General features: G+C 64.3%; 17 protein-coding genes. 14 read left to right on the top strand and 3 right to left on the bottom strand.

Annotated elements, in window-relative coordinates; all coding sequences use genetic code 11:
* Positions 1-20: 20 nt before the first annotated feature.
* The 6 genes from soxY to RAD04_RS27260 are packed head-to-tail and all read left to right on the top strand — an operon-like array spanning position 21 to position 4,262.
* Entirely contained in the window at positions 21-512 is a 492-nt protein-coding gene (soxY, locus tag RAD04_RS27285; RefSeq protein WP_461626261.1) for a thiosulfate oxidation carrier protein SoxY, read from the top strand.
* Between the two features lie 13 nt (positions 513-525).
* On the top strand, positions 526-837 hold the full coding sequence (gene soxZ / locus RAD04_RS27280) for a thiosulfate oxidation carrier complex protein SoxZ (RefSeq protein ID WP_461626260.1): 312 nt from the start codon (positions 526-528) through the stop codon (positions 835-837).
* Positions 837-1,700 carry a sulfur oxidation c-type cytochrome SoxA gene (gene soxA / locus RAD04_RS27275; protein WP_461626259.1) on the top strand — a complete coding sequence of 288 codons (864 nt, stop codon included), beginning with the start codon at positions 837-839 and terminating at the stop codon, positions 1,698-1,700. Before soxZ ends, soxA begins: the two co-directional genes overlap by 1 nt.
* Positions 1,697-2,002 (top strand): hypothetical protein, encoded by a 306-nt coding sequence (locus RAD04_RS27270; protein ID WP_461626258.1) that lies wholly within the window; start codon positions 1,697-1,699, stop codon positions 2,000-2,002. Before soxA ends, RAD04_RS27270 begins: the two co-directional genes overlap by 4 nt.
* A 53-nt stretch (positions 2,003-2,055) precedes the next feature.
* A complete protein-coding gene (soxB, locus tag RAD04_RS27265) occupies positions 2,056-3,807 on the top strand; it encodes a thiosulfohydrolase SoxB (RefSeq protein WP_461626257.1) in 1,752 nt (583 codons plus the stop codon).
* Positions 3,804-4,262 carry a DsrE family protein gene (locus tag RAD04_RS27260; RefSeq protein WP_461626256.1) on the top strand — a complete coding sequence of 153 codons (459 nt, stop codon included), beginning with the start codon at positions 3,804-3,806 and terminating at the stop codon, positions 4,260-4,262. The genes soxB and RAD04_RS27260 overlap by 4 nt, the downstream gene beginning before the upstream one ends.
* A gap of 176 nt (positions 4,263-4,438) precedes the next feature.
* Here RAD04_RS27260 and RAD04_RS27255 read toward each other — a convergent pair whose 3' ends face one another.
* Positions 4,439-6,688 (bottom strand): ABC transporter substrate-binding protein, encoded by a 2,250-nt coding sequence (locus RAD04_RS27255; protein ID WP_461626255.1) that lies wholly within the window; start codon positions 6,686-6,688, stop codon positions 4,439-4,441.
* 589 nt (positions 6,689-7,277) lie between these two features.
* Here RAD04_RS27255 and RAD04_RS27250 point away from each other — a divergent pair.
* The 4 genes from RAD04_RS27250 (at position 7,278) to RAD04_RS27235 (ending at position 12,005) form a co-directional block, all read left to right on the top strand.
* The gene (locus RAD04_RS27250; protein ID WP_461626254.1) at positions 7,278-8,315 is read left to right on the top strand and encodes an MBL fold metallo-hydrolase; all 1,038 of its coding nucleotides are present in this window, start codon (positions 7,278-7,280) and stop codon (positions 8,313-8,315) included.
* Positions 8,316-8,394: 79 nt separating this feature from the next.
* Positions 8,395-8,562: a hypothetical protein gene (locus RAD04_RS27245; RefSeq protein WP_461626253.1), complete on the top strand. Its 168-nt coding sequence runs from the start codon at positions 8,395-8,397 to the stop codon at positions 8,560-8,562.
* A gap of 295 nt (positions 8,563-8,857) precedes the next feature.
* A complete protein-coding gene (locus tag RAD04_RS27240; RefSeq protein WP_461626252.1) occupies positions 8,858-10,066 on the top strand; it encodes an MFS transporter in 1,209 nt (402 codons plus the stop codon).
* Between the two features lie 223 nt (positions 10,067-10,289).
* Positions 10,290-12,005 carry an N-acyl-D-amino-acid deacylase family protein gene (locus tag RAD04_RS27235; RefSeq protein WP_461626251.1) on the top strand — a complete coding sequence of 572 codons (1,716 nt, stop codon included), beginning with the start codon at positions 10,290-10,292 and terminating at the stop codon, positions 12,003-12,005.
* 222 nt (positions 12,006-12,227) lie between these two features.
* Here the strand turns inward: RAD04_RS27235 and RAD04_RS27230 are convergent, their stop codons facing one another.
* Positions 12,228-13,562 carry an MFS transporter gene (locus RAD04_RS27230; RefSeq protein WP_461626250.1) on the bottom strand — a complete coding sequence of 445 codons (1,335 nt, stop codon included), beginning with the start codon at positions 13,560-13,562 and terminating at the stop codon, positions 12,228-12,230.
* A gap of 146 nt (positions 13,563-13,708) precedes the next feature.
* Here RAD04_RS27230 and RAD04_RS27225 point away from each other — a divergent pair, with 146 nt between their 5' ends.
* From RAD04_RS27225 to RAD04_RS27210, 4 genes are read left to right on the top strand one after another with little or no spacing between them, the layout of a single operon-like run.
* Positions 13,709-14,362, top strand: coding sequence for an ABC transporter ATP-binding protein (locus RAD04_RS27225; RefSeq protein ID WP_461626249.1), 654 nt, complete (start codon positions 13,709-13,711; stop codon positions 14,360-14,362).
* Positions 14,359-16,821: an FtsX-like permease family protein gene (locus tag RAD04_RS27220; protein WP_461626248.1), complete on the top strand. Its 2,463-nt coding sequence runs from the start codon at positions 14,359-14,361 to the stop codon at positions 16,819-16,821. Before RAD04_RS27225 ends, RAD04_RS27220 begins: the two co-directional genes overlap by 4 nt.
* Positions 16,811-17,893 carry a lipocalin-like domain-containing protein gene (locus tag RAD04_RS27215; RefSeq protein ID WP_461626247.1) on the top strand — a complete coding sequence of 361 codons (1,083 nt, stop codon included), beginning with the start codon at positions 16,811-16,813 and terminating at the stop codon, positions 17,891-17,893. The genes RAD04_RS27220 and RAD04_RS27215 overlap by 11 nt, the downstream gene beginning before the upstream one ends.
* A gap of 29 nt (positions 17,894-17,922) precedes the next feature.
* Positions 17,923-18,309 (top strand): MAPEG family protein, encoded by a 387-nt coding sequence (locus tag RAD04_RS27210; RefSeq protein ID WP_461626246.1) that lies wholly within the window; start codon positions 17,923-17,925, stop codon positions 18,307-18,309.
* Positions 18,310-18,559: 250 nt separating this feature from the next.
* Here the strand turns inward: RAD04_RS27210 and RAD04_RS27205 are convergent, their stop codons facing one another.
* A complete protein-coding gene (locus RAD04_RS27205) occupies positions 18,560-19,753 on the bottom strand; it encodes an ABC transporter substrate-binding protein (RefSeq protein ID WP_104461980.1) in 1,194 nt (397 codons plus the stop codon).
* Between the last annotated feature and the right edge of the window lie 215 nt (positions 19,754-19,968).

The following is a 19,968-nucleotide window of genomic DNA, read 5'->3' as shown; positions in this document are numbered from 1 at the left end:
GGCTGCCCAGGAGACTTGAAATGACCACGACCACCGGCCCGCTTGCGACAAGGCGCCTGATCCTTCAGGGCGCGGCCTCTGTCGCCCTGCTCGGCCTTGGCAATCTGCCGTTCGCGGCGGCGCCCGCGCGCGCCGCGGCCAACGACAAATATCCGGAAGAGGCCTTCAAGCAGAAGAACGAGGCCGACGCGATCAAGGCGCTCTATGGCAAGACCGCCGAGCCCTCCGACAAGGTCAAGCTGGATGCGCCCGAGATCGCCGAGAACGGCGGCGTGGTGCCGGTGTCGGTGACGACGACGCTCGACAAGGTGAGCTCGATCTCGTTCTTCGTGACCGAGAACCCGTACGCGCTCGCAGCATCCTACAAGATCGCCGACGGCACCATTCCGGGCGTCGCCAACCGGCTGAAAATGGCCAAGACCACCAAACTGGTCGCCATCGTCGAGGCTGACGGCAAACTCTACAGCGCGATCAAGGAAGTGAAGGTCACCGTCGGCGGCTGCGGCGGCTAGGAGGATCGGTCCGATGGCATCAAGCATTCGCGTGCGCGCAACATCCAATGGCGACATCACCGAGGTGCAGGCGCTGATCCAGCACCCCATGGACACCGGCCTGGTCAAGGATTCCAAGGGCGAGCCGATCCCCGCGCACTACATCCAGGAGCTGAAGTTCGAATGTAACGGCAAGGACATCTTCGTCGCCGATTGGGGCACTGCAGTCTCCAAGGACCCCTATGTGAAGTTCAGCTTCAAGGGCGCCAAGAAGGGCGACGACCTCAAGATCTCCTGGACCGACAACAAGGGTGCGTCGGATACGACCACCGCGAAGATCGCGTGATGAAGACCCGGTCTGCCCTGCTGCTTGGCTCGCTCAGCGCCGCGCTGGTGGCGTTCGCCCTCACCTCTCCGCGCGTCGTCGCGGCCGACAAGGTCGATCCCGTTGCCGACGCCAAGGCGTTCCAGAACTTCTTCTTCCAGAAGTTTCCCGATGTGAAGCACGAGGACTTCGTCAACGGTCCGTATTCCATGAACGCGGACATGAAGCGGCAGTGGCAGGAGAAGGAGGAATTCCCTCCTTATGAGTTCGCGCTCGATGCCGGCAAGGAGATGTTCGCCACCCCGTTCAAGAACGGCAAGACCTACGCCGATTGCTTCCCCAACGGCGGCGTCGGCATCCGCCAGAACTATCCTTATTTCGACGAGAAGGAGGGCAAGGTCGTCACGCTGGAGCTCGCGCTCAACCGCTGCCGCGAGGCCAATGGCGAGGCGCCCTACTCCTACGTCAAGGACGAGATGGCCTCGCTCACCGCCTACATGGCCTTCACCTCGCGCGGCAAGCCGATGGACATCAAGATTCCCGACGATCCCCGTGCGCTCGCCGCATTCGAGAACGGCAAGCGCTATTTCTACACGCGGCGCGGCCAGATGAATTTCTCCTGCGCCAGCTGCCATGTGCAGAGCCCGGGCGAGCGCATCCGCGCCGAGATCCTGGCGCCGGCACTTGGCATCGTGAACGCGATGCCGATCTACCGCTCCGAATGGAGCGGCATGGGCACGACCAGCCGCCGCTTCGTCACCTGCAACAGCCAGACCCGCGCGGTTCCGCTGGAGCCGCAATCGGACGAATATCGCGACGTCGAGTATTTCCTGTCCTATGTCGCCAATGGCCTGCCGATATCTGGCCCGGGAGCGCGGCCATGAAGCGGTCACTTCCCCTCGCCATGCTGCTGGCGCTCGGCCTCGCGTCAGTGGCGCGCGCGGCAAATGAAGCAGATTACAAGGCGGCCTACGCCGCCGCCGAAACCGCCTCGAAGGAGGCTGCCGGCTTGCGTAACCAGTGGACCGTGACCGTCTCGACGCTGGCCACGGCCAAGAAAGCAGCGGATGGCGGCGATTTCGACCGCGCCACCGCCGCGGCCAAGGAGGCCGAGGCGCTGGCAAAGGCGTCGATCTTCCAGGCGGCGTCCGAAAAAGAAGCCTGGAAGGCGATGGAAATCCGCTAGACTGGCCTCAACTGAAACAGTCTTGCGACATTGAGGGCGCGGAGAATTTTGGTATGGCGATCCGCCGCCGCGATTTCCTGAAGAGCGCAGGCCTTGCCGCTGCATCGCTCAGTCTGCCGCGGCTTGCGCGGGGCACTGAGTCCGCGAGCATTTACGACCTCGAGCGCTTCGGCAACGCGCGCATCCTGCACATCACCGACACGCATGCGCAGCTCAACCCGGTTTATTTCCGCGAGCCCAGCATCAATATCGGCATCGGCGAGATGGCCGGGCGGCCGCCGCATCTGGTCGGCCGCGCCTTCCTCGATCGTTTCGGCATCCGTCCCGACAGCGCCGATGCCTATGCCTTCACCTGCGTCGAGTTCGAGAAGTCCGCAGGCCGCTTCGGCAAGCTCGGCGGCTTTGCCCATCTGAAGACGCTGGTCGATCGCTTGCGTGGCGATGTCGGCGAGAAGCGTTCGCTGCTGGTCGATGGCGGCGATCTCTGGCAGGGCACCGGGCTTGCCAACGTCATGCAGGGCCGCGACATGGTCGAGGTCGCCAATCTGCTCGGCATCGAAGCGATGACCGGGCATTGGGAATTCACCTATGGCGAGCAGACGCTGCGCGACAATCTCGAGCGCTTCAAGGGCGAGTTCCTGGCGCAGAACGTGTTCCTGACCGAGGAAGCCGCGTTCAACGACGCCCCCGCCTTCGACAAGGCCACGGGACGCGTGTTCAAGCCTTCGATGATCAAGGAGATCGGCGGTCATCGGGTCGCGATCGTCGGCCAGGCCTTCCCTTACGTGCCGATCGCGCACCCCAAGCGGTTCACGCCGGACTGGACCTTCGGCATCCGCGAGGAGGAGTTGCAGAAGCATGTCGATGCCTTGCGCGGCACCGACAAGGTCGATGCCGTCGTCCTGCTGTCGCACAACGGCATGGACGTCGACCTCAAGCTCGCAAGCCGCGTCACCGGCATCGACATCATTCTCGGCGGCCATACCCATGACGCCGTGCCGCAGCCGATCGCCGTGAAGAACGCCGGCGGGACCACGCTCGTCACCAATGCCGGCTCCAACGGAAAATTCCTCGCCGTGGTCGATCTCGCGATCGACAAGGGCAAGGTCAGCGACATTCATTATCATCTGCTGCCTGTCTATTCCGAGCTGCTGAAGCCCGATCCTGCCATGGCCGAGCTGATCGGCCGGCTGCGCGCGCCGCACGTGACCGATTGGTCGGCAAAGATCGCAACGCCCGACCGCCTGCTCTATCGGCGCGGCAATTTCTCCGGGCCGGTCGACGAGCTGATCTGCACCGCGCTGCGCACCGAGCTCGATGCCGAGATCGCGCTGTCGCCGGGGTTCCGCTGGGGCGTCAGCGCGTTGTCAGGCCAGGCGTTGACCATGGAGGACCTGCTCGCGGAGACTGCGATCACCTATCCCGAGACCTATGTGCAGGAGATGACGGGAGCCCAGATCAAGGACGTGCTGGAAGACGTCTGCGACAACCTCTTCAACGCCGATCCCTATTATCAGCAGGGCGGCGACATGGTGCGCGCCGGCGGGCTCAGCTACACCTGTACGCCGACCGCCGCGATCGGCGGCCGCATCTCGGAAGTAAAGCTCCATGGCGGCAAGGCGCTCAGCGCCAGCCACCGCTACAAGGTCGCAGGCTGGGCTTCGGTCAACGGCCAGCAAGGCGTGCCGGTGTGGGACGTCGTCGGAAAATATCTGCGCTCGGGCCGGATGTTTCAGGAGCGGCTCGGCTCCGGCGTGACGCTGAAGGGCGTCGAGGACAATCCGGGTATTGCGGGACAAGGATGATGCGGGCGCAACTGTTTCGCGCGATGCTGCTGACGCTGCTGGCCTGGGCGGCGGTGCCGCCAGCATTTGCGCAGCAGGTGCCGCTTCAGGACAAGCCGTTCGCCGAGCACAAGATCGTGCTGCAACTCTCCGACGGCGATGCAAGGAAGCAGGCGCTGGTGCTAAGCGTCGCCAATAATCTTCTGAAGGCGTACGACCCCGACAAGATCGCGATCGAGGTCGTCGCGTTCGGCCCCGGCGTCGATCTCCTGTTGTCCGGTAGCGAGCGTCGCAAGCAGGTCGAGAGCCTGATCGCGCAGGGCGTGCGCTTCGACATCTGTCTCAACACGGTCGATACGATCGAGCGCGAGACGGGCAAGCGGCCTGAGTTCATCCAGGCCGCGACACCGGTGCAGGTGGGCGCGGGTCAGATCCTGTTCCTGGCGGAGAACGGGTATACGGTGGTGCGGCCGTAGGGGGCGTTGTCCCGCCGAACACGCGTGTACCCAATCCGCCCGGCGGACGACGTCCGCATGACCATCGGGAACGGACAAAAGAGGCGCGCTTGGTCATGTCGGCCAAGGGCCAGATCCGGACTCATGCTGCGAATTTCAAGAAGGTGTGGTGGACCGGCGAGGTATCCACGCTTGCCTCACACGGCATAACGCCGGTAGAGCACGACGATTACAGCGAGTACCGTCCCGGCATAAATGACCCGAGCGGCGTGATCCAAGATAATAGCGGCGCGCTTTCGGCCGGCGTCTCGAAGTTTTTCATGTTTGTAGCCCGCCAAGATCGTCATCAGGCATAGTATGAAGAAAATGTAGAACATCTCTTCGACTACCACCGTGTATCCGACATCGCCGACCTGACTGGCGACCGTCACGAGCAGCACCGCGCTCGCCAGGATCGAGGTCACTGGAATCGTCACGCGTTCACGAAACATGGTTTCGGGAAAGAACAGCGTCGCGAACACGACGAGCACGAGCAGAAACAGCGGCAACAGGTTCTTCAGCATGTAGATGGCGGAGCTGCGGCGCAGCATGATGGTCGCATCGAAGCCTGCGAATTCCGTCATTGCCTCGGCACCAAACGAGGACGCCTTTCCGAGCGTCGATCCGCTGGACTGAGATTCGACGAAATAGTTCAGTCCGAGAAATCGCCAGAGCTGAAGTCCGGAATAGGCCCCATCCTCGGCCCGCGAGCTTCCGTCGTCGGCGAGGCGCAAGCCGAACCGATCGATGACATAGGTGATGAGTTCCCGCCGCTGCTCCGTGTTCTGGAAACGTAGACGCAATTCCTGCGTGTCGAACGGATAATCATGGAGATCGAAACGGGCTTTGAAATCGCCGTTGATTCGATAGAGCCGATAGCTCAGGCCGTCTTCCTGTCCAATCTGAATCGGCCGAGCCGGATCGAACGCCCCGCGATCCAGCAAGGCGGGGAACTCGACGTGCGCCTGCGCTTCATCGTCCCCGGCGAACCGCATCCAGAGATAGAAGTCGACGTTGAACGAATTTTGCTTCACGTCGATCCGGTTGACGCGAATGATGTCGATGCCGGTATAAACGACGCGCTGTATCCAGTAGTGTCGGTCGCCGAACGTGACGACATGGCCCTCCTCTCGTTCCGCGGCGAGATCGATTCCTTTGGGCTGATCGATGCGTACGAGTTGCAGCGGCGCAGTGACGAACAAACCGTAACGGAAGAAACCCAGTCGAATCGGGCGCGGAATGTCGCGGTTCGCGTTGAAATAGAGCCGCCCAGTCAGCCCGACGACCGCCGATTTCGGATCGTTGATCGCGGCAAGCGCGACGCGCACACGGTCGCGATCTGCAACCTTGCTGTCGGATCGTTTCTGAATCCCCTGCCCCATAAACCGGGGATGTACGGCAGCTCGTTTTAGCGCATCGATCATCAGGCGCGCAGCGTCATACGAGCCGCCGGCAACCCAGCTTGGCAGGGTTCCCGCTTTCGCTTTGTAGTCGGCGGCAAAGACCTGCGCTGCCACGCCGGCACTGTCGAACATCAGCGAGGAAGCAGCATACAGATTCTCGCTGAAGAAACCCGGCTGCGCTTTTTCCTCGGGCTCATTGGCGAAATTCTGCAAATAGCTTTCGCGGGCCGCGGCTTGGGATGCAATGATCATTCCCTTGATACCGCGGCGGCGGAGCGCCTTGACGATGTCTGCGCTAAAATCGGTTGCCGCGCCGACGACAATAACACCGGGCCCGGGCTCCTGCGCGGCAGCGTCCAGCGCCTCATCCGTCGATCCGATCTGACCGGCTGCGACGTCCAGTCCGAACACACGCAGCTGCTCCGCCGGATAGGCCGTCGCAAATCCATGCTCAAAACTCTTGCCGTAGGAATCGCGCGTGTGAACGAGACGGACTTTTGGCTCCCTCATCACGGCGCGCAGATGCTCCGCGATCGAGCGCGCCTGCACGGAGACCGGCGACAGCGCACGAAAATAATATTCACTGTTGTTTGTCAGATCGTCGGCAGCCGAGCTTCCCGTGAGTGCCGGTATCCGCGCATCCTTGTATATCGGCGCCGCCGCGAGCGACGCGGAGCTGAGATAATGTCCGAGCACAGCGACGCACGGGCTGTCGGCAATCGCCTGCGCATTCGCGCGCGCCACGGCTGGATTGCTTGCGTCGTCGAACAGAACGAGCTCAATCAGCCGTCCGTTGACACCCCCTTTGGCGTTCACCTCGTCGATTGCAAGCTGCGTCGCGACCAGGCTTTCCGCCCCGATCGGGGCGGACGGGCCAGAGAGCGAATTGGCGAACGCGATGCGAATAGGCTCTGGGCGCGTCCAGAGGACGGCGGCCCAGGCGACAGCAAGCACCAGGACCACGCCTGCAACAACGGCAAGCCACACTATCGGCCGCTGCTTCATCGTCGATCCTCGCATCGATCGGCATAAGCCGAGATTCGTCAGATCGAAGTCTCAATCAGGCCGAGATTGCCGCCGCTGACAGCGTTTTTCAAGCCCGCCCCATCGCCACCGGCAGAATCAAGACCACTCAAGGCGGATGAAGGACAGATGCTCGACAAGAGCTTCCGCCAATCCGGCACCCACGAGGGTTACGGGCACCACTTCAGTCGACCATTCGGCCTTTAGCTCAGCGAGCACTTCTCTCAATTGAGGTGCAAGATCAGCAATTCTTTCAAGATAGCTCTCATCCCCAAGCATGCGACCAAAATGTCGGACACGGATCATGTCGGCAATGGGTCACAAGGCGTTATCCCTCAGGCCGGGTCGCGTGTCCGCTTCGCTCCTGAAAGCGGGCGTCGCAGATTTATGAGCCTAGTGCGCAATCGCGCACCAGGCAGGGACGACACCGAATTTGTGGACCGCCCGCCCTCTCGCCCACATCACGCGGAATAAAAATCTTCCAAATTTTCTTCTTCGCGCAGTGAATTACTTCTCTTTTTGCCTCTCGACGTAGTAGAATCTATAAATCACACCACGCCGGGGTCTTGCCATGATCTTCCGCCAGCTCTTCGACAGCGTTTCGGGCACCTACAGCTACGTCCTGGCCAGCCGCCCCGGCGGCGAGGCGCTGATCCTCGATCCCGTGCTTGAGAAGGTCGACCGCTACTGCCAATTGCTGCGCGAGCTCGACCTCAAGCTGGTCAAGGCGGTCGACACTCATCTGCATGCCGACCACGTCACCGGCCTCGGCGAGCTGCGCGACCGCACCCATTGCATGACCGTGATGGGCGACCAGACCAAGGCCGACGTGGTGGCGATGCGGGTCGCCGACGGCGACAAGGTGACGATCGAGGGCCTGTCGCTCGACGTGATGTACACGCCCGGCCACACCGACGATTCCTATTCCTATCTGATGGGCGATCGCGTCTTCACCGGCGACACGCTGCTGATCCGCGGCACCGGCCGCACCGATTTCCAGAACGGCTCCTCGCGCGCGCAATACGATTCGATCTTCAACCGGCTGCTCAAGCTGCCGGACGAGACGATGGTGTTTCCGGCGCACGACTACAAGGGTGACACCGTCTCCACCATCGGCGAGGAGAAGCGCTACAACCCGCGGCTCCAGGTGCGGTCGGTCGACGAATATATCGAGCTGATGGCCAACCTGAAGCTGCCCAATCCGAAGATGATGGACGTGGCGGTGCCCGCCAACATGCATGTCGGCCTGCATCAGGAGGAACTGGAGAAGGAAGGCCGCGCGCTCAGCGCGGTCGAGGCGATCCGCATTCTCGGCCGGCCCGACATGCTGCTGGTCGATCTGCGCGAGACCAACGAGCGGATGAAGCACGGCATGCTCGAAGGCGCGCTGCATACGCCCTATCCGTCCGTCGAGGAGAGCCTCAAGCCCGGCGGTATGCTGCGCGAGGTCGCCGCCGCCACCGGCCGCCGCATCGTGTTCTTCTGCGCCTTCGGCGAGCGCTCGGCGATGGCGGTGGCCGCCGCCAAGGCGGCCGGCCTTTCCAACACCGCCCATATCGCCGGCGGCATGGATGCCTGGAAGAAGGCGGGCGGGCCGCTGGTGCACTGACGGCCTGCTTGCGATAGGTCAGAAACTACACATATGTTCCGGATAGGATCGGATGCAGCATCACCATCCGGGAACAGCCATGGCCAAGATCGGCAAGCCAAGCGAGCCGCCCAAAATCGCTGACAAAAAGCGGGCGGAAGACAAGGTGAAGATACCGCCGCCTCCTCTCGATGACGATGATTACGAGGACGGCGACATCGCGACGCCAAAACGCGACCGCTACGGTCCGGATGACGAGTCGTTGTGAGGGTGGCCCCAAACTCCGCTGTCGTCCCGGCCTAGTGCGCAATTGAGCACGGGCGCAGGGAGCCATAGCCACAGGGAGGAGTTTTGCGGGAGATCGTCGTTCGGGACTGCAACCGATCACAATCGAGACATCACGCAGTATGGATCCCTGCTTTCGCAGGGACGACGACGTGGAGGCACCCCAACGCCCCTCACTTCCCCCACCCGCACTACCTGCCATGCGCCTGCGTTCATGGACAAATAACCGCTCTCCCCGATAGTTTGCGCGCCTTCCAGGGAGTGAAACCGGAATTGCAATGGTCGACGTTCTCGCCGCACCGCAGCAAGGCAAGGCGGACAGCGCGCTACGCACGCTGACCGGAATCTCGATCGCGCATTGGGTCAGCCATTTCCATCTGCTGGTCCTGCCGATGCTGTTCCCGTTCCTCAAGGCGCAGCTCGGCGTCGGCTATATCGAGCTCGGCTTCGCGCTCACCGTGTTCGCGGTGGTGTCCGGACTGACGCAGGCGCCGACCGGCTATCTCGTCGACCATTTTGGCGCGCGGCGAATTCTGCTGGCTGGCCTCACGCTCGGCGGCTTCGCGCTGATCCTGCTCGGCCTGCACCTCAGCTACGCCTCGCTGATCGCCTGCGCCGTGCTGCTGGGTCTCGCCAATAGCGTCTATCACCCCGCCGACTACGCGATCCTGGCCGAGCACATGGACGAGGCACGGATGGGCCGCGCCTTCTCGATCCATACCTTTGCCGGTTTTCTCGGAGGCGCGGTGGCGCCGGCGATCGTGGCTGCACTCGTCACCCTGTCGGGCGGCGTCGGCGCGCTGATCGCCTCGGGTGCGATCGGCATTCTGGTGGCGTTGCTCCTGCTCGTCATGAACATTCCCGACGCCGGCGCCAGCAAGAAGAAGCCGGGCGCGGAGAACGCGCCGAAGCAGGCTGTCATCACGCCGGCGCTGATCACGCTGACGGCGCTGTTCATGCTGCTCAGCCTCTCGGTCGCGGGTATCAACAATTTCGGCGTCGTCGCGCTGATGAGCGGCTATGGCACGTCCTACTCGGCCGCCAACGTCATGCTGACGGCATTCCTTGGCGCCAGCGCCGCCGGCGTGCTGGCCGGCGGTTTCCTCGCCGATCACACCGAACGCCATGGCTATGTCGCAGCGGCCTGCTTTGCCGTGAACGCGGCGATCGTGCTGCTGATCGCGCTGGTGACGCTGCCCGGCTGGGCTTTGACCGCGGCGATGACGCTCGCAGGCTTCCTCTCCGGCGTGATCGCTCCCTCGCGCGACATGCTGGTGCGCAATGCGGCACCTCCCGGCGCGGCGGGGCGCGCCTTCGGCATCGTCTCCACTGGCTTCAATCTCGGCGGCATCATCTCACCGCTGCTGTTCGGCTGGATCATGGATCAGAGCGCGCCGCACTGGGTGTTCGGAGCTTCGGTGATCTTCATGGTGGCGACGGTGGCGCTGTCGCCATTCACGGAGCGGAAGCGGGCCAAGGCAAATTGAGTCGCCGGTATCGCCACAAATTGAGCTGTCGTCCCCGCCTAGTGCGCAATTGCGCACGGGGCGCGGGGACCCATAACCACAGGGAGTTATTGTCGCGCGAAGCTGGTCACTCCGAGTCTTCGCCAAGTTGCTCCCTGTGGTTATGGGTCCCGGATCTGCGCGCGCTTAGGGCGCGCTTGTCCGGGACGACGACGAGAAACAAGAAACAAACGGGAAGAAACACATGAGCAATCCTGATCTGGTGATCCGCGGCGGCACCGTTGCGGATGGTCGCGGCGGCGAGCTGTTCGAGGCCGACGTCGCCATCACCGGCGGCAGGATCAGCGAGGTCGGCAAGCTCTCTGGCAAAAGCGCCGAGGAAATCGACGCGCGCGGAAAACTGGTGACGCCGGGTTTCGTCGACGTGCACACCCATTACGACGGCCAGGTCACCTGGAGCCAGGACATCACGCCGTCCTCGCAGAACGGCGTCACCACCGCGATCATGGGCAATTGCGGCGTCGGCTTCGCGCCGTGCAAGCCCGCCGACCACACCCGCCTGATCCAGCTGATGGAAGGCGTCGAGGATATTCCCGAGCCTGTCCTGAGCGCCGGCATTCCCTGGGCGTGGGAGAGCTTTCCGGACTACATGAACTGGCTCTCCAAGCGCGATTTCGACATCGATGTCGGCGCGCAACTGCCGCATGCGGCGCTGCGGGTCTATGTCATGGGCGAGCGCGGCGCACGCCGCGATCCCTCGACCGCGGAGGACAATGCCGCGATGGCGAAGCTCGCGGGCGAAGCGGTGCGCTCCGGCGCGCTCGGCTTCTCGACCTCGCGCACGCTCAACCACCGCACCTCCACCGGCGACTTCACGCCGACGCTGAAGGCCGGCGAGGACGAGCTCACCGCGATCGCCGGGGCGATGCACAGCCAGGGCCGCAGCGTGCTGCAATTCGTGCTCGATCTCTCCACCATCCACGAAGATTTGCCGATGATGTTGCGGGTCGCCGACACGACGAAGTGTCCGATCTCGTTCTCGATCACGCAGAACGACAGATCGCCAAACCGCTGGCGGCAGACGCTGGACGAGATCAATGCGGCCGCACGGCGCGGTCTTTCCATCACCGCGCAGATCGCGGCGCGCCCGGTCGGCCTGCTGCTCGGGCTCGAGCTGTCGCGCAATCCATTCCAGACCCATCCGAGCTACAGGGCGATCGCGCATCTTCCCTTGAAGGAGCGGCTGGCGCGGCTGCATCAGAGCGATGTGCGCAAGGCCATTTTGAGCGAGACGGCGACCGCCACCGACGATCCGCTGTTCTTCCGTCCGAACTACGACAAGATGTTCCTGCTCGGCGATCCCCCCGATTACGAGCAGCCGCCGGAGAACGCGCTGGGGCCGCAGGCGCGCAAGCAGGGCCGTCAGCCGGAAGAGCTCGCCTATGACGCGATGCTGTCGGACGAGGGCCGCGGCATGCTCTACGTGCCGTTCCTCAACTATGCCGACGGCAATCTCGACGCGACCCGCGAGATGCTGATCGATCCGCAATCGGTGCCGGGCCTGTCCGACGGCGGCGCGCATTGCGGCATCATCTGCGATGCCAGCTTCCCAACCTATCTGCTGACGCACTGGACGCGCGACCGCACGCGCGGCGAAAAGCTGTCGATCCCGTTCGTGGTCGCGGCACAGTCGCGCAAGACCGCACTCTCGGTCGGCCTCACCGATCGCGGGCTGATTGCGCCCGGCTACAAGGCCGACGTCAATGTGATCGACTATGACCGGCTGCACCTGCATCCGCCGAAGGTGCATTACGATCTGCCGGTCGGCGGGCGGCGGCTGTTGCAGGACGTCGACGGCTACGACGCCACGATCGTCTCAGGCGTGGTGACGCGGCGGCATGGCGAGGCCACGGGCAGGCGGCCGGGGAAGCTGATTCGCGGCGCGCAGGGGGTGAATTAGCAGCTGACGGTGAGTGAGGCGCGAAGTCCGCGCCTCATTCTCTGTGTCGTCCCTGCGAACGCAGGGACCCATAACCACAGGGAGCGGTTATGGGGCTAAACTGGCAACTCCGAGTCTTCGCCAATTGCCTTCCTGTGGCTATGGGTCCCGGATCTGCGCGCGCTTTGGGCGCGCTTGTCCGGGACGACAGCGGTAGTTGGGGAGGGTAAGAGAACAGCCCCCTTACGTCGGCGACACCACGCCCTTTAACGCAGCGGCCTGCGGGGCCGCACCGCGCGTCAGCCTGGCCTTTTCCGAGTTCGGCCACAGCAGCAGCAGGCCGAGCAAGCCGGAGCCGACCATGATCACGGCGTTGATGGTGAAGCCGGCCATGTAGCCATCGACCGTGCTGCCGGCACGCTGGATCATCGCCCCCATCACGGCGGGCGCGATGATGCCGGCGAGCGTGTAGAGCGCACCGTAGATCGCGAGGATCGCGCCGCGCTGCGACGACGGCGTGAACTCGCCGAGCATCGGCGGGCAGACCACATAGATCGCCCCGCACAGGCCAGAGCCGACCACGAGCAGCGCGATCTGCAAGCCCGCGCCCTGAACATGCGGCATCATCGCCAGAATCAGCCCGCCGATCACCAGCGGCACCGAGCCGAGCACGCCGCGAGCCACGCGGGTGTTGTAGCCGCGCGCCATCATCACCTGCGAGATCCACCCGGTGAGAATGACGATGGTGGCGCCGAACACCCAGGGCAGGATCGAGATGAAGCCGGCCTGGCTCTGCGAGAAGCCGAGCCCCTTGACGATGAACGGCGTGAACCAGGTCAGGCCCAGCGACAGCGCCCAATAGGCACCGAAGGTCGCGGCGACGCAGCCGATGAAGGTGCGAGAGGTGAGAAGCTGCAAGTAAGGGATCTTCTGCTCGGTCGCGGCCAGGACCTGCGTGTCCTCCAGCGGGCCCTCCTTGCCGAGCGCGAGCCAGGCACAAACCCAGATCAGGCCGACGACGCCGAGCGCGCCGAAGGCATAGTGCCAGGAATGATTGACGATGACCCAGTTCAGCGCCGGCACCGCCAGGATCACGCCGAAGGCCGAGCCCTGCGACAGGATCGCGGTCGGCAGCGTGCGCTTCTCGTCGGGGAACCATTTGTAGATCGCGTGCGCGGCGACCGAAAAGGCCGGGCCTTCGCCGGCACCCAGCACGATGCGACAGATCAGCAGCGTGGTGAAGGAGACGGTGCCAACCATCGGAAACTGCGCCAGCGCCCAGATCACTGCGAGCACGAGCAGCACCCAGCGCGTCGGCACCTTGTTGACGATGAAGCCGACCACGATGGCGGCGATCGAGAACAGGAAGAAGAACGAGGAGCCGAGCAGGCCGAACTGCTCCGGGGTGAGCTTCAGATCGGTCATGATCGGCACGCCGGCGAGACCGACGACGATCTTGTCGGCGAAGTTCACGACCATGAAGAGGAAGAGGAGAAAGGTGACGGTCCAGGCGCCCTTTGGCGTTCCCTTGGTCCCGATCGTCTTGCCGGCTACCTCCGTCGTTCCCTCAACGCTCATCATTCTCCCCCGTCGATGTCTTTTGGCACTTTTTTGATTTGGCTGTCTTGGGAGCTAACAACGGCTTCGAGACCAACGCAACCCGGCATTTCCGCAGCAAGTGTGCTACGCAGCAATTCCGCTAATTCCGCCCGGCGCCATTCATCGTGTTGAGCATCAAGAATCTCTCCAAGACCTTCTCCTCGGCCGGCGAGCCGGTCCATGTGCTGCGTGGCGTCGATCTCGACCTCAGGGCCGGCGAACGCGTCGCGCTGACCGGCGAGTCCGGCAGCGGCAAGAGCACATTGTTGCACCTGATCGCGGGACTCGACGCCGCCGATGGCGGCACGATCCGGCTGGAGGACAAAGAGGTCACCGCGCTGTCCGATGCAGGGCGCGCCAGCTTGCGGCGCGACCGGATCGGCCTGGTTTTTCAGCAATTCAACCTGATCCCGAGCCTGTCGGTCGCGGACAATCTGGCCTTTCAGGCGCGGATCGCCGACCGTCACGATGCGGCCTGGACCAAAGAGCTGGTCGAACGGCTTGGTCTCGGCGCTCTGCTGAAGCGCTATCCCGAGCAATTGTCCGGCGGCCAGCAGCAACGGGTCGCGATCGGCCGGGCGCTGGCGACAAGGCCATCGCTGCTGCTGGCGGACGAGCCGACCGGCAATCTCGATGAGACCACCGCCGAGAACGTGCTGGCGCTGACGCGCGACCTCGTCGCGCGCACCGGCTGCGGCTTCCTGATGGTGACCCATAGCCTGCATCTGGCCGGCACGCTCGACCGCCATCTCACCCTGCATGCGGGGCGGATCGCATGAGACGCGCGCTATGGGTGCTCGCAGTTCTGCTCAGCCATTGGCGGCGTCACAAGATGCAGTTCGCGACGCTGCTGGTCGGGCTGATCGCGGCGACCGCGCTGTGGAGCGGCGTGCAGGCCATCAACCAGCAGGCCCGCAACGCCTATGACCGCGCCGCGGCGACCTTTGGCGGCACCCGCACGGCCATGCTGGTCGCGCCTGCTAGCCCGACATTTCCCCAGGAGCTGTTCATCAAACTCCGCCGCGCCGGCTGGCCGGTGTCGCCGGCGCTGGAGGGTCGGGTTCAGATCAACGGACGCTCGGTGCGGCTGCTCGGGATCGAGCCGGTCACGCTGCCGGTCGAAATCGGCAACGCACCGCGTCTCGGCGCTGCGGATTTAGGCAGTTTTGTTGCACCGCCGGGCCAGACATTGGTGGCGCGGGAGACGCTGAGCGACTTGCAGGAAACGGAAGGCGCGGCGCCCCCGATCAGCAACGGCGCGAAATTGCCGCCGCTGCGCGTGCTGCCGCAGCTCGCGCCCGGGGTGCTGGTGGTCGATATCGGCGTGGCGCAGCGTCTGCTGAACAAGCCGGATCAGTTGTCGCGGCTTCTGATCGGCAAGCCCAAGAGCAAGCCTGCGCCGCTGGCAAGCGTGGTCGGCGACCGATTGCAGCTGGTCGAGCCGACTGCAGAGACCGAGCTGGAACGCCTCACCGACAGCTTTCACCTCAACCTCACGGCGTTCGGCCTGTTGTCGTTCTTCGTCGGCCTGTTCATCGTCAACTCGGCCGTCGGCCTCGCTTTCGAGCAGCGGCTGCCGATGTTGCGAACGCTGCGCGCCTGCGGCGCCTCGGCGCGGCTGGTCAACGCCGTGCTGGTGGTCGAGCTCGTGGCGCTGGCGCTGATCGCCGGCCTGATCGGGCTCGTCTGCGGCTATTTCATCGCGGCAGTGCTGCTGCCCGACGTCGCGGCGTCACTGCGCGGGCTCTATGGCGCACAGATCCCGGGGCAGCTGACCCTACAGCCTGAATGGTGGCTCGCCGGCATCGGCATCAGCATTGCGGGCGCGCTTGTTGCGGCGGCGACCAGCCTGATCAAGGCGATCAGGATGCCGGTGCTGGCGACCGCGCAGCCGCACGCCTGGCAGCAGCGGCAGCGCCGCTGGCTGATCCTGCAGAGCTGTGCGGCCTGCGCCGTGTTCGCGGTCGCGCTGCTGCTGCTTCAGTACGGGCAATCGCTGATCGCGGGCTTTGGCGTGCTGGCGGCGCTGATGTTCGGCGCGGCCCTGATCCTGCCGGCGCTGCTCGAGATCATCCTGCTCGCGGGTCAGCGCGCCGCGAGAAAACCGCTTGCGCTGTGGTTCTGGGCGGACAGCCGGCAGCAGCTTTCCGGATTGTCGCTGGCGCTGATGGCGCTGCTGCTCGCGCTCGCCGTCAATGTCGGCGTGTCCACCATGGTGGAGACGTTCAGCCGCACCTTCCTCGGCTGGCTCAATGGACGGCTCGCAGCCGACGTCTACGTCAGCGCCTCCGACAATGCGCAAGGTGTTGCCATCCGCAACTGGCTGCGCGAGCGCAGCGACGTGCAGGCGATCCTGTCGGGCGGCCGCGCGGAGGCGCAGCTTCAGGGCCAGCCGGTGGAATTGCTCGGCCTGCCCGATCACGCGCTCTATCGCGAGCGCTGGCCGCTGCTGGAAACCGCGCCGCGCGGCTGGAGCCGGCTCGTGCCGGGCAATGCCGCCTTCATCAGCGAGCAGCTCAGCCGCCGCCTCAACGTCGGCATCGGCGACGTCGTCGAGGTGCCGGCGCCGGGCGGGACATGGCAGCTCGACATCGTCGGCATCTATGCCGATTACGGCAACCCCAAGGGGCAGCTGACCGTCAACGTCGCCGCGCTGATCCGGCAGTTTCCGCAGACGCCGCAGACGCGGATCGGCCTGATCGTCGCGAAGGAGAATATCCCCGGCCTGATCGCGGCCTTGCAGAAGCAATTCGCGCTCGACGACCGCAGTGTCGCCGACCAGGCGACGGTGAAGGCGGAATCGATCCGCATCTTCAACCGCACCTTTGCGGTGACCTCGGCGCTGAATGCGTTCACACTCGGTGTCGCCGGGATCGCGCTATTCACGAGCCTGTTGACGCTGGCGAATTCCCGTTTGCCGCACCTCGCGCCGCTATGGGCGATCGGCATCACGCGGCCGCGCCTTGCCGCGATCGAATTGACCAAGACTCTGTCGGTGGCGCTGTTCACGGCGCTGCTCGCCGTACCGCTCGGGCTCCTGGTGGCCTGGTGCCTGATCGCGATCGTGAACGTGAAGGCGTTCGGCTGGCGGCTGCCGTTCCACGTGTTCCCACTGCAGCTGGTCGAGCTGGTCGCAGTCGCGCTGCTGGCGTCGCTGCTTGCGGCACTGTTGCCCGTGGCACGGCTGGCGCGGATGCAGCCGGAAAATCTCGTCAAGGTGTTTGCCAATGAGCGCTGATCGCATGTCGCGCCGCGCCTTCGCCGGCGGCATCGCCGCGCTGGCGCTCGCACACCGCGCCAGCGCGCAAGGCTATGCGGGGCTCGGTGAGACCGCGGACGGCTTTGGGAAGGTGACGCCGGGAAAGCTGTTTGCTTTTCCTGGCGATCACGGGCCGCATCCGGAGTTTCGCATCGAGTGGTGGTATCTGACGGCAAACCTCATCGACGGCAGCGGCGCGGCTTGCGGCCTGCAATGGACGCTGTTCCGTCAAGCGGCGCAGCCGGGTTCGCAAGGCGAAGGCTGGGCCAATCAGCAAATCTGGATGGCGCATGCCGCAGTGACGCGCGCCGACACCCACCGCTTCAACGAGGTCTTTTCACGCGGCGGGGTCGGGCAGGCTGGCGTCACGGCCAAGCCGTTCGATGCCTGGATCGACGATTGGGAGATGAAGGCTCTTGAGCGAACCGATGACCGCACTTTGGCGCCGCTGGCGCTGAAGGCGTCCAGCACGGAGTTCAGCTACGCGCTGACGCTGGAGGCCGATCGCGCTGTGGTGCTGCAAGGCGATCGCGGCTTCAGCCGCAAGTCGGAGCGTGGCCAGGCATCCTATTATTACAGCCAGCCGTTCTACCGCGCCCGCGGCACGCTCACCATCGACGACAAACCGGTGGACGTGACGGGCCAGGCCTGGATGGACCGCGAATGGGGCAGCCAGCCGCTCGACGCCGACCAGACCGGCTGGGACTGGCTGTCGCTGCATCTGTCGTCCGGCGACAAGCTGATGCTGTACCGGCTGCGGCAGAAGGACGGCAAAGACTATCCGTTCGGCAACTGGATCAGCGCCGCCGGCGAAACGCAGATGATCGCGGGCGGCGACATTCAGATGACGCCGAAGGCGACGGCGGAGGTTGCGGGACGCAAGCTGCCGGTGGAATGGCAGATCGCGATCCCGTCGCGATCGTTCTCGATCCACTGCAAGCCGCTCAATCCCAGGGCCTGGATGGGGACCGGCTTCTCCTATTGGGAGGGGCCGATCAGCTTTGCCGGGACGCATGACGGCGTTGGCTATCTCGAGCTGACCGGGTATTGAAGCGGCGACCTCTTCAAAGGGATTCCGCGATGTATCACCTCACCGCCCTCGTCACGTTGCTGGCGATCGCATTTTATTTCTTCACCGCCATCAACGTGTCGCGCTCGCGCACCAAGACCGGCGTCAAGGTGCCGGCGATGTCGGGCCATCCGGATTTCGAACGCGCCTTCCGCATCCAGATGAACACGCTGGAATGGATGCCGATCGTCCTGCCGGCGCTCTGGCTGTTCGCGATCTATATCGGCGACAGCATCGCGGCAGGGATCGGCGCGGTCTGGATCGTCGGCCGCATCGTCTATTTCATCGGCTATACGAAGGCGGCAGCCAAGCGCGGCACCGGCTTCATGATCCAGGGTATCGCCGCCATTGCGCTGTGGGCCGGCGCGCTGGGGGCGGTGGTGTTGCGGCTGGTGTGAGGGATGATCTGCGGTCCCACGTTTCGCTGTCGTCCCGGACAAGCGTAGCGAAGCGGAGCGCTGATCCGGGACCCATACTCACAGGGAGAGGTTTGGCGAAGACTCGGAGTTATCAGCCCGCGCGACAACTTCCCCCTGGGGTTATGGGTCCCCGCGTTCGCGGGGACGACAGAGAGTTTGTGGTACGAGCGGGGGTCCCGGCTCTGCGCAGCAGCGTTTCACGCTGCAGCGCGTCTGGGACACGAGAGCCTCACTTCGTCAGCGGGCAGCCGCTGTCCTTGGCGGTGAAGAAGGCCTTGTCGCCGGGGACGGTGGCGAGCAGCTTGTAATAGTCCCAGGGCTTCTTCGATTCCGAGGGCTTCTTGACCTCGAACAGATACATGTCGTGGATCATGCGGCCGTTCTCGAGCACCTTGCCGCCTTGCGCGAAATCGTCGTCGACCGGCAGCTCCTTCAGCTTCTTGGCAACCGCATCCGGATCCTTGGTGCCTGCCGCCTTGACTGCCTTCAGATAGCTCAGCGTCGCCGAATAGGTGCCGGCCTGAATCATGTTCGGCATCCGGCCGGTGCGCTTGAGGAAGCGTTCGCCGAGATTGCGGGACTTGTCGTTGACGTCCCAGTAATAGCCTTCGGTCAGCACCAGGCCCTGTGCAGCCTGGAGGCCGAGGCCGTTCACTTCGGCAAGCGTCATCAAGAGGCCCGCGAGCTTCTGGCCGCTGGCGACAATGCCGAACTCGGACGCCTGCTTGATCGAGTTGGTGGTGTCGAGGCCGGCATTGGCAAGGCCGACGATCTTCGCCTTCGAGCTCTGCGCCTGCAGCAGGAACGAGGAGAAGTCCGAGGAGTTGAGCGGCACGCGCACCGAGCCGACCACCTTGCCGCCATTGGCGGTGACGATCTCGCTGGTGTCCTTCTCCAGCGCGTAGCCGAAGGCGTAGTCCGCGGTGAGGAAGAACCAGGTGTCGCCGCCGGCCTTGGTCAGCGCACCGCCGGTGCCGACACCGAGCGCGCGGGTGTCGTAGGCCCAGTGGAAGCCGTAGGGCTGGCAGGCATCGCCGGTCAGCCGCGAGGTGGCGGCGCCGACGACGATGTCGATCTTCTTCTTTTCCTTGGAGAGCTCGTGGATCGCGAGCGCGACCGAGGAGGTCGTCAGCTCCGTGATCATGTCGACGTTCTCGACATCGTACCAGCGCCGCGCGATCGAGGTCGCGAGGTCAGGCTTGTTCTGGTGATCGGCGGTGACGAGCTCGACCTTCTGACCCAGCACCTCGCCGCCAAAATCCTCGATCGCCATCTTGGCCGCCTCGACCGACCATTTGCCGCCGTAATCGGCATAGACGCCGGATTGGTCGTTGAGGATGCCGATCTTGACGCCTTGCGCGGAGGCCGGCGCCGCCAGCACCAGGGCGGAGGTTGCGACGGCGGCCAAAAGTGCTGATTTCATCTGTTAGCTCCCAGCAGTTTTCTGTTTTGAAATCGCGCGGATACTAGTGAAGAACCCCGCGCCTGCCCATCCATTTCAAGTTGGTCGTTAGTATGGGATTCTGCGCGCCAAATAGCCGCTGTCGTCCCGGACAAGCGCGCCTCAAGCGCGCGCAGATCCGGGACCCATAGCCACAGGGAGAGGTTTGGCGAAGACTCGGAGTTACCGGTGTCGCG

Source organism: Bradyrhizobium sp. 25ACV, assembly GCF_054863005.1.
Note: the sequence above shows the minus strand (reverse complement) of the source record. Positions and strands in the feature narration are given on the sequence as shown.

Coding starts and splice junctions, on each gene's coding strand:
- soxY (WP_461626261.1), top strand. CDS start 21: ATGACCACGACCACCGGCCCGCTTGCGACAAGGCGCCTGATCCTTCAG.
- soxZ (WP_461626260.1), top strand. CDS start 526: ATGGCATCAAGCATTCGCGTGCGCGCAACATCCAATGGCGACATCACC.
- soxA (WP_461626259.1), top strand. CDS start 837: ATGAAGACCCGGTCTGCCCTGCTGCTTGGCTCGCTCAGCGCCGCGCTG.
- RAD04_RS27270 (WP_461626258.1), top strand. CDS start 1,697: ATGAAGCGGTCACTTCCCCTCGCCATGCTGCTGGCGCTCGGCCTCGCG.
- soxB (WP_461626257.1), top strand. CDS start 2,056: ATGGCGATCCGCCGCCGCGATTTCCTGAAGAGCGCAGGCCTTGCCGCT.
- RAD04_RS27260 (WP_461626256.1), top strand. CDS start 3,804: ATGATGCGGGCGCAACTGTTTCGCGCGATGCTGCTGACGCTGCTGGCC.
- RAD04_RS27255 (WP_461626255.1), bottom strand. CDS start 6,688: ATGAAGCAGCGGCCGATAGTGTGGCTTGCCGTTGTTGCAGGCGTGGTC.
- RAD04_RS27250 (WP_461626254.1), top strand. CDS start 7,278: ATGATCTTCCGCCAGCTCTTCGACAGCGTTTCGGGCACCTACAGCTAC.
- RAD04_RS27245 (WP_461626253.1), top strand. CDS start 8,395: ATGGCCAAGATCGGCAAGCCAAGCGAGCCGCCCAAAATCGCTGACAAA.
- RAD04_RS27240 (WP_461626252.1), top strand. CDS start 8,858: ATGGTCGACGTTCTCGCCGCACCGCAGCAAGGCAAGGCGGACAGCGCG.
- RAD04_RS27235 (WP_461626251.1), top strand. CDS start 10,290: ATGAGCAATCCTGATCTGGTGATCCGCGGCGGCACCGTTGCGGATGGT.
- RAD04_RS27230 (WP_461626250.1), bottom strand. CDS start 13,562: ATGAGCGTTGAGGGAACGACGGAGGTAGCCGGCAAGACGATCGGGACC.
- RAD04_RS27220 (WP_461626248.1), top strand. CDS start 14,359: ATGAGACGCGCGCTATGGGTGCTCGCAGTTCTGCTCAGCCATTGGCGG.
- RAD04_RS27215 (WP_461626247.1), top strand. CDS start 16,811: ATGAGCGCTGATCGCATGTCGCGCCGCGCCTTCGCCGGCGGCATCGCC.
- RAD04_RS27210 (WP_461626246.1), top strand. CDS start 17,923: ATGTATCACCTCACCGCCCTCGTCACGTTGCTGGCGATCGCATTTTAT.
- RAD04_RS27205 (WP_104461980.1), bottom strand. CDS start 19,753: ATGAAATCAGCACTTTTGGCCGCCGTCGCAACCTCCGCCCTGGTGCTG.